Here is a 13,793-nt window from a genome sequence, read left to right as displayed (position 1 = left end):
AGTCGATCACGGCAAGGGTCGAGCGCCGCGCGGGAGGTTCTTTTCCTACAGGAAAGGTATGGTATTGACTTCGCCACCTCGCGTGGGTAATCGTGTAACCAGCCATCGCGGACCGACGGGCCGAGGGGGTGCGATGCCGGAAAACGCGGGCCGTGCGCCCACCCAGCGCGACGTGGCCGCCGCGGCCGGTGTCTCCACCGCGACGGTCTCGTACATCCTCAGCGGCCGGCGGGACCGTGCCACGCCGGTGACCCCGGAGACCCGGGACCGGGTGCTGCGGGCGGTCGAGCAGCTCGGCTACCGGCTCAACCACTCGGGCCGGTCGCTGCGGCGGCGGCGCACCGAACTGGTCTGCGTGGTCTACCGGATGCCGGACAACCCGTGGGTCGAGCGGCTCGCCGAGCAGGTGCAGACGATCGGTGCGACCTCCGGCTACTCGATGATCGCGCTGCCGTTGCCGTCCAGCCCGCCGACCGAGCCGGCGGCGGCGTCCCGGCCGCAGCCGTCGGCGCTGCGGGTGCTGCGGGAGCGGTACGTGGACGGGGCGATCGTCGCGAACGGCACCCTGATCGAGCCGGACGAGCTGCGCCGGCTCGCCGCGAGCGGCCTGTCGCTGGTGGTCTTCCACGACGCGCTGGAGCCGGCCGGGTTCGACGTGGTCGACCTGGCCCAGCGGGCCGCGCTGACCGACCTGGTGCGGCACCTGCTCGGCCGGGGCCACACCCGGATCGGCTACCTCGCCCACGACGTGGAACTCGCCGCGCCGGACGACGAGGTGCAGTCGCTGAAGTACCGGATGGTCGCGGCGGCGCTCGCCGCGGCCGGGGTACCGCTGGACCCGCGCCTGGTGGTGCCGGGCGCGGACGTGCGGGAACGCGCGTACGTCGAGACGCAGCGGTTGCTGCGCGCCGACCGGCCGCCGACGGCGCTGATCTCCGCCTCCGACCGGGGCGCGATCGACGCCATCTGGGCCGCCCGCGACCTGGGCGCCTCGGTGCCGGGCGACCTCGCGATCGCCGGCATCGGCAACGGTACCGAGGGGTCGGCCATCCGGCCGGCGCTGACCACCGTCGGGCTGCCGAAGCTCGACTTCACCGTCCCGGTCACCCGGCTGTTCGAGCGCATCGCGGCGCCGAACGAACTGCCGGGCGACCGGATACCCCAACCGTGGCAGCTGATCGTGCGCGAATCGACCTGAGCGCCGTCGGGCGACGCCGGATCGGCCCACCAGAGGTCCTGACCGGAAGGGTGTTGGGCGCCGACAGCCCTTCCTGCCGGAACCTCCAGACAGACGAGGAGTCACCATGGTCGAGCGAGAGAACCGCACCGCGGACCCGGCAACACCGTGGCCCCGCACCACCGGTACCGGATGGACCCGTCGCGGCGTGTTCGGATCCGCGGCCGCGCTGGGTGTCGGCGCGCTGGCCGGGTGCGGCGGCAACGCGCCGAGCGCGGGCGGCGGCAGCGACGACAAGACGTTCACGCTGTACTGGAACGCCGGGCACGGCTACGCCGCGTACGAGAAGCTGATCAAGAAGTTCGAGTCCGACCACGGCATCACGGTGAACTGGCAGAAGTTCCAGTGGCCGGACCTGCAGACCAAGCTCGCCGCGGACATGCAGTCCGGGCAGGTGGCCGACCTGGTCGAGGACGACGGCAGCGGCTGGCCGCTGTCCTACGCGGCGACCGGCGACGCGCTGGCCCTGGACGACTACATCGCCAAGGACGGCGAGCAGGTCGGCTTCCCGAACGACTGGCAGGCCAACTCGCTGCGCAACGTGCGCTACCAGGGCAAGACCTACGGCGTACCGCTGCACCTGACCTGCAACCTGCTGTTCTACAACAAGGCCATGTTCGCCGCCGCCGGCATCGACAAGCCACCGGCGGACTGGGACGAGTTCCTCGCGGTGGCGCGCAAGCTGACCAAGGGCGACCGGTACGGCGTGGCGATCAACTCCGACCCGGGCTACCTGTCGCCGTGGATGCTGCAGAACGGCGTGCACTACTGGGACCCCGACACCAAGAAGGTCATGACACCGGTGCCGCAGGCGATCGAGGCGATGCGCTTCCAGCACGATCTGATCTACAAGTACAAGGTGTCGCCGGCGCCGTCGGCGACCGCCGACTACGAGGGGCCGGAGAAGCTGTTCGTGGCCAAGCGTGCCGCGATGATGCTCAGCGGGCCCTGGGACTTCGTCCCGATCAAGAAGACCGCGCCGGACCTGGACTACGGGCTGGCGCTGCCGCTCAAGCACCAGGTCCGGGCCACCAACTTCGCCGGCAGCGGGGTGTTCATCCCGGCCAAGGCCAAGCACAAGGACCTGGCCTGGGATCTGATCAAGCGGCTCACCGCGCTGAGCGTGGAGAACGCGGTCACCAAGGAGACCGGGGTGACGATGCCGCGCAAGAGCTGGGCGAAGCAGAGCTGGGTGCAGGACGACAAGCAGATCGGTGCGGTGGCGCGGGCCCTCGGGTACGGGCAGAGCTGGCCGAACGGCATCGACGCCACCGGCAAGGCGGCGCAGCTGGACGACACGCTGCGCTCGGCGTACCAGTCGACGATCGTCAAGAACGGCGACCCGGCCGAGGCGGTGCGCAACTTCCGGTCCCGCGCCACCACGCTGGTCGGGGGCTGAACCGTGGTCGCCACCGTCGAGCGCGCCGCCGCCGTGGCACCGGTCCGGCGGCGGGCGCCGATGCGCCGCCGGCAGGCCCGCACCGCGCTCGCCTTCCTCGCCCCGGCGCTGCTGTTCTTTGCGCTGCTGTTCTTCTACCCGCTGTTCCGGGAGCTGTACACCAGCGTGTTCACCGGGCCGCGGGCCGACGTGTACGCCGGGTTCGGCAACTACACCAAGGCGTTCGGTGATCCGGTGGCGCGGCACGCGTTCTGGGTGACCGTGCAGTACGGGCTGGGTGTGGTGGTCGGCGCGATCGTGCTCGGCCTGGTGCTCGCGGTCATCCTGAACCAGCGGATGCGTGGCCGGTCGGTGTTCCGCGGCATCCTGCTGGTGCCGTACCTGACCTCGATCGCGATCGTCGGTCTGCTGTGGCGCAACATCCTCGACCCGGACACCGGGGTGCTCAACCGGGCGCTGCACAGCGTCGGCCTGCCCACCCAGAACCTGCTGGCCGAGCATCCGCTGGCCACCCTGGTGGCGATCGCGATCTGGCAGCAGGTCGGCTACACCACGGTGCTGTTCCTGGCCGGTCTGCAGGGCATCCCGGGGCTGTACTACGAGGCGGCGGAGGTGGACGGCGCGTCGGTGTGGCGCCGGTTCCGGCACGTGACGCTGCCGCTGCTCGCGCCGACCACGCTGTTCGTGTCGGTGATCGGCGTCATCTCGGCGATGCAGGAGTTCGCGCTGCCCTACCTGGTCACCCAGGGCGGCCCGGACAACGCCAGCGACCTGTACGTGTACCAGGTGTGGAAGACCGCGTTCGGCTTCCGCGACTTCGGGTACGCCTCGGCGCTGTCCTACCTGCTGCTGATCGTGATCCTGGTGCTGTCGCTCATCCAGCTCAAGGTGGGTCAACGTGGCGAGTCCTGAGCGCAACCGCAACGACCGGCTGTTCCCCGGTGCCCGCGGCGTCGGCTACGCGCTGGTACTGGTGGTGTGCCTGCTGACGGTGATCCCGCTGGCGTACATGATCTCCCTGTCGTTGCAGTCCGACGGCGAGATCCTGGCCGGCAACCCGGTGCTGTGGCCGGCGCACCCGCACTTCGACAACTACCAGCGGCTGTTCGACCAGGTGCCCTACGCGCGGTTCTTCGTCAACAGCATCGTGATGGCCGGCACCATCACCGTCGCGCACCTGATCCTCGACCCGCTCGCCGGGTACGCGTTCGCGAAGTTCTCGTTCCCGTTCAAGCGGACGCTGTTCATCGCGGTGCTGGCCACCCTGATGGTGCCGTTCTTCGTCCGGATGATCCCGGTGTACGTGCTGTTCTCGCAGCTGGGCTGGCTCAACAGCTACCAGGGGTTGGTGGTGCCGTTCCTGTGCGACGCGTACGGCATCTTCCTGATGCGGCAGTTCCTCGCCGCGTTGCCGGACGAGCTGATCGACGCCGGCCGGGCCGACGGCGCCGGCGAGCTGCGCATCTTCTTCAGAATCATCCTGCCGCAGGCGAAGCCGGCCCTCGCGGTGCTGGCGCTGTTCACCTTCGTGTTCCAGTGGAACAACTTCCTCTGGCCGCTGCTTGCCACCTCCACCACGGACATGCGCACGATGCCGGTCGGGCTGACGATGTTCAACCAGGAGTTCTTCACCCAGTGGAACCTGACCGCGGCCGGCGCCGTGGTGCTGTTCGTACCGACCGCGGTGCTGTTCTTCTTCACCCAGCGATACCTGGTCCGCGGTGTCGCCCTGACCGGACTGAAGTGAGGCTCGATGACCAACGTCGTGGTGTTCCTGACCGACCAGCAGCGGTGGGACACGATGGGACTGCACGGCAACCCGCTGCAGCTGACCCCCAACCTCGACCGGTTCGCCGAGCGCGGCACCTTCTGCGAGTACGCGTTCACCAACCAGCCGGTGTGCGCGCCGACCCGGGCGTGCCTGCAGACCGGTCGGTGGCCGACCGACACCGGGGTGTACCGCAACGGGATCCCACTGCCCGCCGACGCCGACACGATCGCCCGCCGGTTCGCCGCCGGCGGGTACCAGACCGCGTACATCGGCAAGTGGCACCTGGCCGAGATGGACGACGAGCCGGTGCCGCCGGAACTGCGCGGCGGGTACCAGGACTGGTTCGCCGCGGACGCGGTCGAGCTGATGTCGGACGCCTACGACGCGAAGCTGTACGACGGTGACGGGGTCCTGCACGAGCTGCCCGGGTACCGGTCGGACGCCTTCGTGGATGCCGCGATCCGCTGGCTGTCCCGGCCGCACGACAGGCCGTTCCTGCTGTTCGTGTCGGTGATCGAGCCGCACCACCAGAACAGCCGGGACGCCTACCCGGCCCCGGACGGCTACCGGGAGCGGTACGAGAACCGGTGGGTGCCGCCGGATCTGGCCGCGCTCGGCGGCTCCACCCAGCAGCACCTGGGTGGCTACTGGGGGATGGTGAAGCGGGTCGACGAGGGGTTCGGCCGGCTGCTGGACGCGCTGCGCAGCCTCGGCCGGCTCGACGACACCGTGGTCTGCTACACCACCGACCACGGCTGCCACTTCAAGACCCGCAACGGCGAGTACAAGCGGTCCGCGCACGACGCGTCGATCCGGATCCCGCTGGCGTTCCACGGTCCCGGCTTCGCCGGTGGCGGTCGCCGGCCGGAGCTGGTCAGCCTGCTGGACGTGGCGCCGACCCTGCTGGACGCGGCCGGCCTGCCGCACGACGACCTGCCCGGCCGATCGGTGCGGGACGCGGTGCGCGGCGCCACCGACTGGCCCGAGGAGGTGTACGTGCAGATCTCCGAGTCGCAGGTGGGCCGGGCGATCCGGACCCGGGACTACACGTACGCGGTGACCGCGCCGGACGCGGACGGCTGGCAGGACCCGGCCGCCACCCGCTACGTCGAGGACGTCCTGTACGACAACGTCTCCGACCCGCACCAGCTGGCCAATCTGGCCGGCCTGGCGTCGCACCGCGAGGTCGCCGACCAGCTCCGCGACCGCCTGCTCGCCCGCCTCGCCGCCGCCGGTGAGGCCGCCGCGACGATCGAACCCGCGGCGCCGCGCTCCGCCGGCCAACGCCGCGCCACCCCCCTCTGACGCCGGCACGGCCGTTGATCATGGTGTCGTCTTGTTGGGTGGCGTTTACTGAACAGATAACGCCATGATCAACCGGGCGGGGCGGGCGGGGCCGGGGGAGGATGGGACGGGGTGGGTCGGGGGCGGGGGTCAGAGGACGGCGCGGGAGTCGCGTAGCCGGCTGTCGATGTCGCGCAGGATGCCCTCCCGGGTCTCGTGCCGCGGCTCGATCAGCAGGCTGCCGTCCCGCTTCAGCGCGCCCCAGCTACCCGGCTCGCCCGGCACCTTGTCGGCGTCCGAGGGGTGCGGGTAGACCGAGTCGTCCAGCTTGATCAGGAACCCGACCGGGTGGATGTGCACGTCGGCGTAGCAGGCCGGTACCACCAGCCGGCCGGCGGTGTCCAGCACGCCGCGGCGGCCGATCCGGTCGACCACGGCCAGCCGCTCGGCGGTGAAGCCCAGGATGTGCCGGCCGTCCGCGGTCGCCGTGCAGAACCGGTCGTAGTCGAACGGGACCGCGACCTCGCCGTACCGGTCGATCGCGCCGAACACCCCGTCGCCGCGGCGCAACACCGACAGCCCGAACCGGAACGGCCGCGGATCGAGGTACCCGTCGGCCGGCACCACGACCTCGCCGTCCACGGTGATGGCCTGCCAGCTGTCCGGCTCGTCGGTCGGCTGGACCCAGGACAGGCCCTCGCTGAACGGGGCCGCCTCGCGCAGCCGCCGCGGCCGGGACAGCGACTCGCCGCGCTGGTCGATGACCTCCCAGCCGAGCGCGCCGGCCCGCCGTACCCATGCCTTCCCGTCGTGGAACGGTTTCGCCTCGTCGAAGATCGGCCCGATGACCTGCTCGCCGGCCGGATCCCGGTAGCTCCACCGGCCGGTCGAGGCGTCCCGTACGCACACCGGGACCGGCTCCTGACCGAGCAGTTCCGGCCGGGTCCGCCGGTACGGCCCCCAGCCGCGGAGGGTGGCGTGCATCAGCACGGCCTCCAGCGCGGTCTCCACCGTCTGGACGAAGTCCGAGCCGGCGTCCGGCCGCAGCGCCAGCGCCTTCTCGAAATGCTCGCACGCCTCGATGTTGCGACCCTGCTCGAAGCAGCAGGTACCGGTCTGCAGGTGGATCGCCGCACGCAGCCGGTCCGGCAGGTCGTCGGAGGCGGCCAGCGCGTACTCCCGGTCGGCGGCGGCGTGCTGACCGGCCGCCTGGTACGCGTGCGCCAGCCGGGCCCGGGCGATCGCGGTGCGGCGCATGCTGCCGGTCAGATCCGCCGCCTCGACCGCCCGCTTGCCGTCGTCGAGCGCCGCGTCCAGTTCGCCGAGCAGCCGGTGCGCCACCGACCGCAGCCCGTACTGGCGGGACCGCGCGGCGTCGCTGCCGGGCAGCGCGAGCTGGCTGGTGAGCGCGGCGCGGGCAGCATCGACCGGCTCCCGGTCGTCGATCGACTCGCGGAGCGTCTCCGGGTCGAGGCGCCACGGGAGGGCCGAAAGCGCGGCCTCCGGGTCTGCCGTCACGGACACATCGTGCCGGATCGATGGGTGCGCCGCGCACCCGCACCACGCCGAGACCGCTGCCCAGCTCGTCTTTTGCCGGGCTTCGCACTCGGGGTAGCGGTTCGGATCACAGTGGGTGTCCTAAGCGGTGACGGTGGAGGGCGCCAGGCGGCGTCGGCAGCTGCCGGGACCTGCCGGCACGGCCGACAACGGCGGACCGCCGGCGGGCAAGCATGCGACCACCTCGCAACGCGTGGACGGTGTCGGCGGGGCGACCGGCACCGGTACTTGCCACTTTCTACCGCATTTGCCGGGGCTCTGTCTTCACGTCCCCGGCCGGGCGTGACCGATCCGGTTGGGCTGCTCGCAGCACGGACGCACCCGGAACGCCGGGTCCGCGGCCGGCCGGTGCGGGGCCGGTGGGCGGGCCCGGTCACCGACGGCGGCCCCGGCGATGGTGGGCGGGCCCGTCACAGATCGTCGGCCCCGGAGGCGGTGCGGACCTCGTCACGACCGTGGGCCCTGGAGGCGGCGCGGACCCGTCAGGTGCCCCGCCGGTACCGTCCGGCGCCGGTCACCGGGCCCGGCCGGGCGGGTCGGGCAGCCCGTGGTCGCCCAGCGGACCCACCTTCCACCCGGCGTCGCGGCACAGGTCGAGGATCGTCGGTACCGCGGCGAGGGTGGCCCGCCACGACTCGGGCGCGGCGGTGTCGCTCGCGGTGTCGTGCAGCAGGATGGTGCCGCCGCCCCGCAGGTCCCTGGCCACGGTCCGGTACACCGACGGGCCGGTGGCGCGCGCCGTCCAGTCCCGGCCCCAGGTGGTCCACAGCACGGTACGCATGCCGAGTCGGCGTGCCGCGGCCCACGCGGCACTGCTCAGCACCCCGTACGGCGGGCGGAAGAAGCGGGGCGGGGTGCCGGCCGCGGTCGCCACCAGGTCGTGCGCCCGGGCCAGGTGATCGGCGACCCGGCGCGGTGGGTACCGCAGCAGCAGCCGGTGGTGCAGCCCGTGCACCGCCAGCTCGTGGCCGGCCGCGGCGATCTCGGCGGCGAGCTGCGGGTGCCGTGCCACGTTGGCGCCGACCAGGAAGAACGTCGCCGTCACCCCGCGGTCGGCGAGCAGCCGCAGCATGCGGGGGGTCGACGTCGGGTCCGGCCCGTCGTCGAAGGTGAGCGCGACGTGGTCGGCGCGGCCGGTGCCGGCCAGGGTCGGGGCGAACACCCGCCGCGGCCCGGCCAGCGCCAGCGCCGCCGGCGCGGCGTGCACCGCGGCCGCCCCGGCGACCGCGACCGCCGCCGTACCGGCCAGTCGCCGCCGCGCCCGGCCGCCCGGCCCGCTTCGCCCGCTCATCGGTGCTCCTCCCTCGTTGCGGCGCCCCCGCCGCGGCGGCACCCGACGCCGACGGTGCGGTGGCACCCGACGCCGATGGTGCGGCGGCGTGCGGCGCCGGCGCTTCGCGCGCCCCGGCGGCTCACGCGATCCGCCGCAGGGCCGGTGCGGGTGCCGCCGCGGTCGCGACTTCCGCCACCACCAGCGCCGGGTCCGGCTTGACCGGCTCGGTCTCCGGACGGCGCGGTTCGTGCAGCGCCGCCGCCAACTCCTCGACGTCGCGGACCCAGTGTGCGAGGCCGGCGGCGTCGAACGCCTCCGCGTTCGTCCGGCCGTGGCCCGGCAGCGGCCGGTGGATCAGCACCGGCACGCCGAGTTCGGTGGCTTCCACCGACGTGATCCCGCCACCGTTGGTGACCACCGCATCGCACGCCCGCATCAGGGTGGCCATCTCGTCCACCCAGCCGAGGGTAATGCCCACGCCTTCGGCGTCGAGTTCGGACCGCAGCGTCTCGTTGGTCGCGCACACCACCACCGGTACCGCCGTGCCGGTCGCCGCGATCTCCCGCGCGGTGCGGGCGACGTCGCCCACCGCCCAGGCGCCGCCGGCGACGAGCGCCAGCCGGCCGGTGGCGGGCAGCCCGAGCCGCCGCCGGGCCTCGGCCTGGCCCGGCTGCCGGCCGGCCCGGAACTGGCTGCGCACCGCGGCGTCGACCCGGCGTACCCGCCGGGCGCCGAGCGCGGTGATCTGCTCGGCGGTGATCCGGTGTGCCGCGAGGTAGCAGTCGCAGCCCTGCTCCATCCACAGTGGATGGACCGACACGTCGGTCAGGTAGGTCAGTACCGGTGCGGCGAGCCGCTTGTGTCGGCGCAGCCGGCCCAGCACCAGGGTGGCGAGCGGGTAGGTGGACAGCACCGCCGCCGCGCCCGCGGTACGGCGGCGCAGCGCGCGGCCGGTCAGCAGCGTGCACAGCACGGCGACCAGCCAGCACACCGGGCGGGCCCGCAGCAGCGTGCACAGCACGCCCCAGCTTGCCGGCAGGACCGACAGCTGGCCGGCGTACAGCCGGCGCAGCAGCGCGCCGGACCGTCCCGGGAACTGGTCCATGAAGTCGTACGTGTCGACGGTGAATCCGCTGGCCCGCAGCCGGCGGCCGAGCTCGTCGGCGCACGCGTTGTGGCCGCCGCCGATGCCGGCCGACACGATGGCGATCCGGGCGCCGGAGTCGGCGCCGCTGCACGGGACCGGCGGGGTGGCGTGCCGGCGGCGCCGCGGCAGCCGGACGAGGCGCTCGCCGCCCCGGTTACCGGGACGGGACAGGGCAGGCAGCGTTGCCGCGCTGGGCATCTGGGGACTCCAAGGCGAGGTCGAAGCGTTGACGGGGACCGGACATCCGGCTCTCAACACGCTCTCAGTTTCGGCGGCCCGGCGACATGCTGGCTTCCCCTGATCTTGGCCTGGTGCTACCCCGAGCCTGCCCGCACCGGGTAGCCCTGAGTGATGTCCGGGTTGGCCGCCCTGACGTGCACCGATACCCGTACCGGTGGTCTCAGGGGCGGCCGGGGGAGTTGCCCGGATGTGGACCGGCTGTCCGATCGGTGAGGCTGCTGCCATGATCCACACCGCACCCCGCCGGCGGCAGCGTTGCCGGCCCGCCGAGCGCCGGCGGCGCGTCCGAACCCGCCCTCTCGGGACGCCGCCGTGCACCTGCTGACCCGGTGGGTGCTGAGCCTGCCGCCGTACCTGATGTGCGCGGTGCCGGCGCTGGTGGTACTGGCCGAGCCGGCGTTGCTGGTCGGCGTCGTGCTGCCCAGCGTCGGCTCGATGCTGCTGCTCGGCTTCCTCGCGCACGCCGGTGCGGTACCGCTGGTGCCGGCGATGGCCTGCGGGGTGGCCGGCGCGACCGTCGGCGACTCGCTGGCCTACCTGGCCGGCCGCCGCTGGTCGCGCCGGCGGGACCGGCTGCGCCGGCTGGTCGGCGCCGGCCGCTGGGACCGGGCGGAGTCCTTCGTCCTGCGGTTCGGCGGGCTCGCGGTGGTGGCGGCGCGGTTCCTGACCGGGCTGCGCACCCTGGTACCGCGGCTCGGTGGGCTGTCCGGCATGCCGTACCGGAGGTTCCTGGCCTTCAGCGCGCCGGCTGGTGCGGTGTGGGGCGCCGGCTTCGTCGCCGCCGGCTACCTCGCCGGCGCGTCCTACCGGCGGGTCGCGAGCCTGCTCGGTACCGGCGGGGCGCTGGCGGTCGGCGCGCTCGCGTTCGCCGGGCTGACCGCGCTGGTGGCGCTGCGGCTGCGCCGGTGGCGCCGCGCGGCGGTGCCGGATGTCCCACCCCGGTGACCGGTTCCCCCGTTTTCCCTTGGTGCGTACCGACTGCGGGATACCGTCCAGCTGAGACGGGCGGTGCACGCGGGGCACCGCGCGGCACCCGCCCGTACCGACGGGAGGGGGCCGACGTGACGACGATGCAGCGTAGCCGGCAGCGCCGGGAGGCGGTCGGGCCGTGGTGGCTGTTCCTCGTCACCGGCATCGCGTGGGCGTTGCTGGCGCTGGCCGTGCTGCAGTTCAGCCTGGCCAGCGTGGCCGCGATCGCGGTGCTGTTCGGCGCGATCCTGCTCGCCGCCGGTCTGAACGAGTTCCTGATCGCCGCGTTGCACCGGCACTGGCGGTGGGTGCACGTCGCGCTCGGCGTGCTGTTCGTCGCCGGGGCGGTCGCCGCGTTCGCCTGGCCGGGACCGACGTTCGTCGCGCTGTCCCGGATCCTCGCCTGGTTCCTGCTGTTCAAGGGCGTCTTCGACGTGATCGACTCGCTCGCGGTACGGGTCGAGTTGTGGTGGCTGCGGCTGATCACCGGTGCGCTGGAGATCGCGCTGGCGTTCTGGGCGGTCGGCTACACCGGTCGCAGTGCGGTGCTGCTGGTCGCCTGGGTCGGGATCGGGGCGATGATGCGCGGCATCACCGAGATCGTGCTCGCCTTCGACGTCCGAGCCGCGCTGTCGGCCGGTACCCCGGCGCCGGAACCGGCGCAGCAGCAGGGGCCCTGGCCGGTGAACCAGCCGGCGGCGGGCACCCGGCCGACCAGTCACACCGCGGCCGACCAACCCCGGCCGGCGAGCGAGGTACCGCCGGAGCAGCGTCCCAGCCAGTGAACCGGTGCGTGGCGGCCGGCGCCGACCGCCACGCCGGTTCGGGCCGGCCACGCCGGTTCGGGCCGGCCACGCCGGTTCGGGCCGGCCACGCCGGTTCAGGCCGGCAACGGGTGCGCGAGCCGGTCCCGCTCGACCGTGCTCAGCGGCACCGACAGCCGCCGGCCGTGGTGTCGCCCGGCCAACCAGACCAGCCGGTTCGCGCCGCCGGCCAGCCCGACGATCGCCGCCGACCCCGGCACCAGGCTGCCGGCGGTGCGGCGGACCACCGCGTCGGTGAGCCCCAGCTGCGGCGGCCGGCGGATGGGGATCGGGTGCAGCGGCGACGAGACCGGCAGCACGAACAGCGCACCGACCACCATCGCCCAGTCGATGCCGTCCCGCTCGTCGCGTTCGATCCGGGCCCGCCGGTCGCCATCGACCCACACCAGGGCCGCATCCACCTGCCGGGGGCGTCGCCGCCACACCGCGCGCGCCTCCTCGTGCCGATCGAACCAGAGCACCGTCAGCTGCGCCATGGCCACCTCATCTCGCCGCGGCCGGCCGTCGCCCGAAGCGTACCCATCGATGGGTATCGATCGGATGGGAATCGTTGCGGGCCAACCGATCGGGTGCGCTCCACCGGTGACCGGACCGTCCCGGGTGCCTACCGTCGAGAGAGCGGTACCGGCGATCGGTGCCGGGCGTCCGGGAGGTGGCGATGGGTGGTGCGATCCTCGCGGTACTGCCGTTCGCGCCCGGCCTGCTGCTGTCGCCGCTGCCGCCGGTCGCGGCGAGCGTGCTGACCATGGCCGACGACGGTCGTCGCCGCGCACTGCTGTTCACGCTCTGTTGGTGGTGCACGGTGCTGGCCGGCTGCCTCGCCGCCGGGTTGGCGCTGCGGCTGGCCACCCCCGGCGTACGGCTGCCCGAGCACACCGACCGGCTGGTCTGCGCGCTGCTCGGCACCGCGCTGGTGGCGGTCGCGCTGGTGCGCGGGTACGGGTTCGTCGGGCACCGGTACCGCACCGCGTGGCGGGCACCGGCGTGGCTGCCGCGCGTCGCGGCGCTGCCGACCAACCGGGCCGGGCCGTTCGCGGTCCGGGTGCTGTGCACCGATCCGCTGCACCTGCTGATCCTCGCCGCCGCGGCGGTGGCGCTCGCCGCCACACCCGGCGGCTGGCCGACGCAGCTCGCCGCGGCGGCGCTGCTGGCCGTCGTCGGCACGCTCGGTGTCGCGATCCCGCTGATCGTCTCGTACGCCGCGGGCTGGTCCGGGTCGGTACGGCTGCACGCGCTGCGCCGCACGCCGATCCGGGCGTACCACCCGGTCGGCTTCTGGGTTTCCGTCGGCTATGCGGCGTTCCTGCTCACCTGACCGCGCCGACCACGCAGCGTGTTCGACGAATCGACGCGTTCGCCTGCGCGGGGACCAAACGCTCCAGGATGCTGAACAGGTGCCACCACGGACGCCAGCGGCGCATCCGCCGCGGCGTCTCTCACACCGGGGGTGATCGACGTGACCTGGTACGGATCGGCCAAGCCACAGCGGCCGGAGGACCCGACCACGCCGATGCCGGCGTCCGGTCCGGGCGGCGGCGCGCCCGGGGGCCGCGCCGGCAGCTCCGGGCACGACTACGGCCCGCCGATGCCGCAGGCGCCCGGCGACTACGCACCGGCATCGAGCCGGCGGTCGACCAAGCCCCGGGTGAACGCGGCCCGGCTGTGGACCGGTGGGCTGGTCAGCGCGCTGATCGCGGCCGGCCTGGCGATCGTGGCGTACCTGGTCGTGCACGGCATCTTCAACCTGCCGATGCTGGGCGTACGAACCGACGGCGGCGCCGTGTCGGCCAGCATGGCCGGGTACGCGGTCGGCGCCGGGGTCGCCGCCCTGCTCGCCACCGGGGTGATGCACCTGCTGATGCTCGGCACCCCGCGGCCGTTCTTCTACTTCGGCTGGATCGGTGGGCTGTGCACCGTGATCGCGGTGCTGATCCCGCTCGTCACCACCCAGCACTGGGACGTCAAGGGCGCCACCGCCGCGGCCAACCTGGTCCTCGGCATCGCCATCACCGTGCTGGTGCAGGGCACCGCGCACACCGCCATCCAGTACCCGAACCGGCAGCCGTACCCGCCGGCCGGCTGACCCTCCGCG

13 protein-coding genes are annotated in these 13,793 nt (G+C 73.4%); 9 read left to right on the top strand and 4 right to left on the bottom strand.

Annotated elements, in window-relative coordinates; translation table 11 throughout:
* Positions 1–133 precede the first annotated feature (133 nt).
* From Athai_RS18460 to Athai_RS18440, 5 genes are all read left to right on the top strand, one after another.
* Positions 134–1,198: a LacI family DNA-binding transcriptional regulator gene (locus Athai_RS18460; RefSeq protein WP_203962637.1), complete on the top strand. Its 1,065-nt coding sequence runs from the start codon at positions 134–136 to the stop codon at positions 1,196–1,198.
* 106 nt (positions 1,199–1,304) lie between these two features.
* Complete coding sequence (locus Athai_RS18455) at positions 1,305–2,636, top strand: extracellular solute-binding protein (RefSeq protein ID WP_203962636.1); 1,332 nt, start codon at positions 1,305–1,307, stop codon at positions 2,634–2,636.
* Positions 2,637–2,639: 3 nt separating this feature from the next.
* Entirely contained in the window at positions 2,640–3,548 is a 909-nt protein-coding gene (locus Athai_RS18450) for a carbohydrate ABC transporter permease (RefSeq protein WP_203962635.1), read from the top strand.
* Entirely contained in the window at positions 3,535–4,383 is an 849-nt protein-coding gene (locus Athai_RS18445; RefSeq protein ID WP_203962634.1) for a carbohydrate ABC transporter permease, read from the top strand. The genes Athai_RS18450 and Athai_RS18445 overlap by 14 nt, the downstream gene beginning before the upstream one ends.
* A 6-nt stretch (positions 4,384–4,389) precedes the next feature.
* Complete coding sequence (locus Athai_RS18440) at positions 4,390–5,712, top strand: sulfatase family protein (protein WP_203962633.1); 1,323 nt, start codon at positions 4,390–4,392, stop codon at positions 5,710–5,712.
* 129 nt (positions 5,713–5,841) lie between these two features.
* On the opposite strand, the gene Athai_RS18435 is transcribed toward Athai_RS18440, so the two are convergent.
* The 3 genes from Athai_RS18435 to Athai_RS18425 all read right to left on the bottom strand — a co-directional run bounded on the left by Athai_RS18435 (position 5,842) and on the right by Athai_RS18425 (position 9,866).
* On the bottom strand, positions 5,842–7,209 hold the full coding sequence (locus Athai_RS18435) for a WG repeat-containing protein (RefSeq protein WP_203962632.1): 1,368 nt from the start codon (positions 7,207–7,209) through the stop codon (positions 5,842–5,844).
* A 553-nt stretch (positions 7,210–7,762) separates the two neighbouring features.
* Entirely contained in the window at positions 7,763–8,539 is a 777-nt protein-coding gene (locus Athai_RS18430) for a polysaccharide deacetylase family protein (protein ID WP_203962631.1), read from the bottom strand.
* A gap of 121 nt (positions 8,540–8,660) precedes the next feature.
* Positions 8,661–9,866, bottom strand: a complete 1,206-nt coding sequence (locus Athai_RS18425) for an MGDG synthase family glycosyltransferase (protein WP_203962630.1) — start codon at positions 9,864–9,866, stop codon at positions 8,661–8,663.
* A 354-nt stretch (positions 9,867–10,220) separates the two neighbouring features.
* Between Athai_RS18425 and Athai_RS18420 the strand changes: the two genes are divergently transcribed.
* Both Athai_RS18420 and Athai_RS18415 read left to right on the top strand, forming a co-directional pair.
* Positions 10,221–10,853, top strand: coding sequence for a DedA family protein (locus tag Athai_RS18420; RefSeq protein WP_203962629.1), 633 nt, complete (start codon positions 10,221–10,223; stop codon positions 10,851–10,853).
* Between the two features lie 125 nt (positions 10,854–10,978).
* Positions 10,979–11,662, top strand: a complete 684-nt coding sequence (locus tag Athai_RS18415; protein ID WP_239157427.1) for an HdeD family acid-resistance protein — start codon at positions 10,979–10,981, stop codon at positions 11,660–11,662.
* A 95-nt stretch (positions 11,663–11,757) separates the two neighbouring features.
* On the opposite strand, the gene Athai_RS18410 is transcribed toward Athai_RS18415, so the two are convergent.
* On the bottom strand, positions 11,758–12,177 hold the full coding sequence (locus Athai_RS18410) for a hypothetical protein (RefSeq protein WP_203962627.1): 420 nt from the start codon (positions 12,175–12,177) through the stop codon (positions 11,758–11,760).
* Positions 12,178–12,359: 182 nt separating this feature from the next.
* Between Athai_RS18410 and Athai_RS18405 the strand changes: the two genes are divergently transcribed.
* On the top strand, positions 12,360–13,016 hold the full coding sequence (locus Athai_RS18405) for a GAP family protein (RefSeq protein ID WP_203962626.1): 657 nt from the start codon (positions 12,360–12,362) through the stop codon (positions 13,014–13,016).
* Between the two features lie 141 nt (positions 13,017–13,157).
* Complete coding sequence (locus Athai_RS18400; RefSeq protein WP_203962625.1) at positions 13,158–13,784, top strand: DUF6069 family protein; 627 nt, start codon at positions 13,158–13,160, stop codon at positions 13,782–13,784.
* Positions 13,785–13,793 lie beyond the last annotated feature (9 nt).

Source organism: Actinocatenispora thailandica (assembly GCF_016865425.1).
In the GTDB taxonomy this organism is placed as follows: Bacteria; Actinomycetota; Actinomycetes; order Mycobacteriales; family Micromonosporaceae; genus Actinocatenispora; species Actinocatenispora thailandica.
Note: the sequence above shows the minus strand (reverse complement) of the source record. Positions and strands in the feature narration are given on the sequence as shown.

Excerpts from the sequence above, each read along its gene's own strand:
- Athai_RS18460 (WP_203962637.1), top strand. The coding sequence starts at position 134 with ATGCCGGAAAACGCGGGCCGTGCGCCCACCCAGCGCGACGTGGCCGCC.
- Athai_RS18440 (WP_203962633.1), top strand. The coding sequence starts at position 4,390 with ATGACCAACGTCGTGGTGTTCCTGACCGACCAGCAGCGGTGGGACACG.
- Athai_RS18410 (WP_203962627.1), bottom strand. The coding sequence starts at position 12,177 with ATGGCGCAGCTGACGGTGCTCTGGTTCGATCGGCACGAGGAGGCGCGC.
- Athai_RS18415 (WP_239157427.1), top strand. The coding sequence starts at position 10,979 with ATGCAGCGTAGCCGGCAGCGCCGGGAGGCGGTCGGGCCGTGGTGGCTG.
- Athai_RS18425 (WP_203962630.1), bottom strand. The coding sequence starts at position 9,866 with ATGCCCAGCGCGGCAACGCTGCCTGCCCTGTCCCGTCCCGGTAACCGG.
- Athai_RS18455 (WP_203962636.1), top strand. The coding sequence starts at position 1,305 with ATGGTCGAGCGAGAGAACCGCACCGCGGACCCGGCAACACCGTGGCCC.
- Athai_RS18405 (WP_203962626.1), top strand. The coding sequence starts at position 12,360 with ATGGGTGGTGCGATCCTCGCGGTACTGCCGTTCGCGCCCGGCCTGCTG.
- Athai_RS18430 (WP_203962631.1), bottom strand. The coding sequence starts at position 8,539 with ATGAGCGGGCGAAGCGGGCCGGGCGGCCGGGCGCGGCGGCGACTGGCC.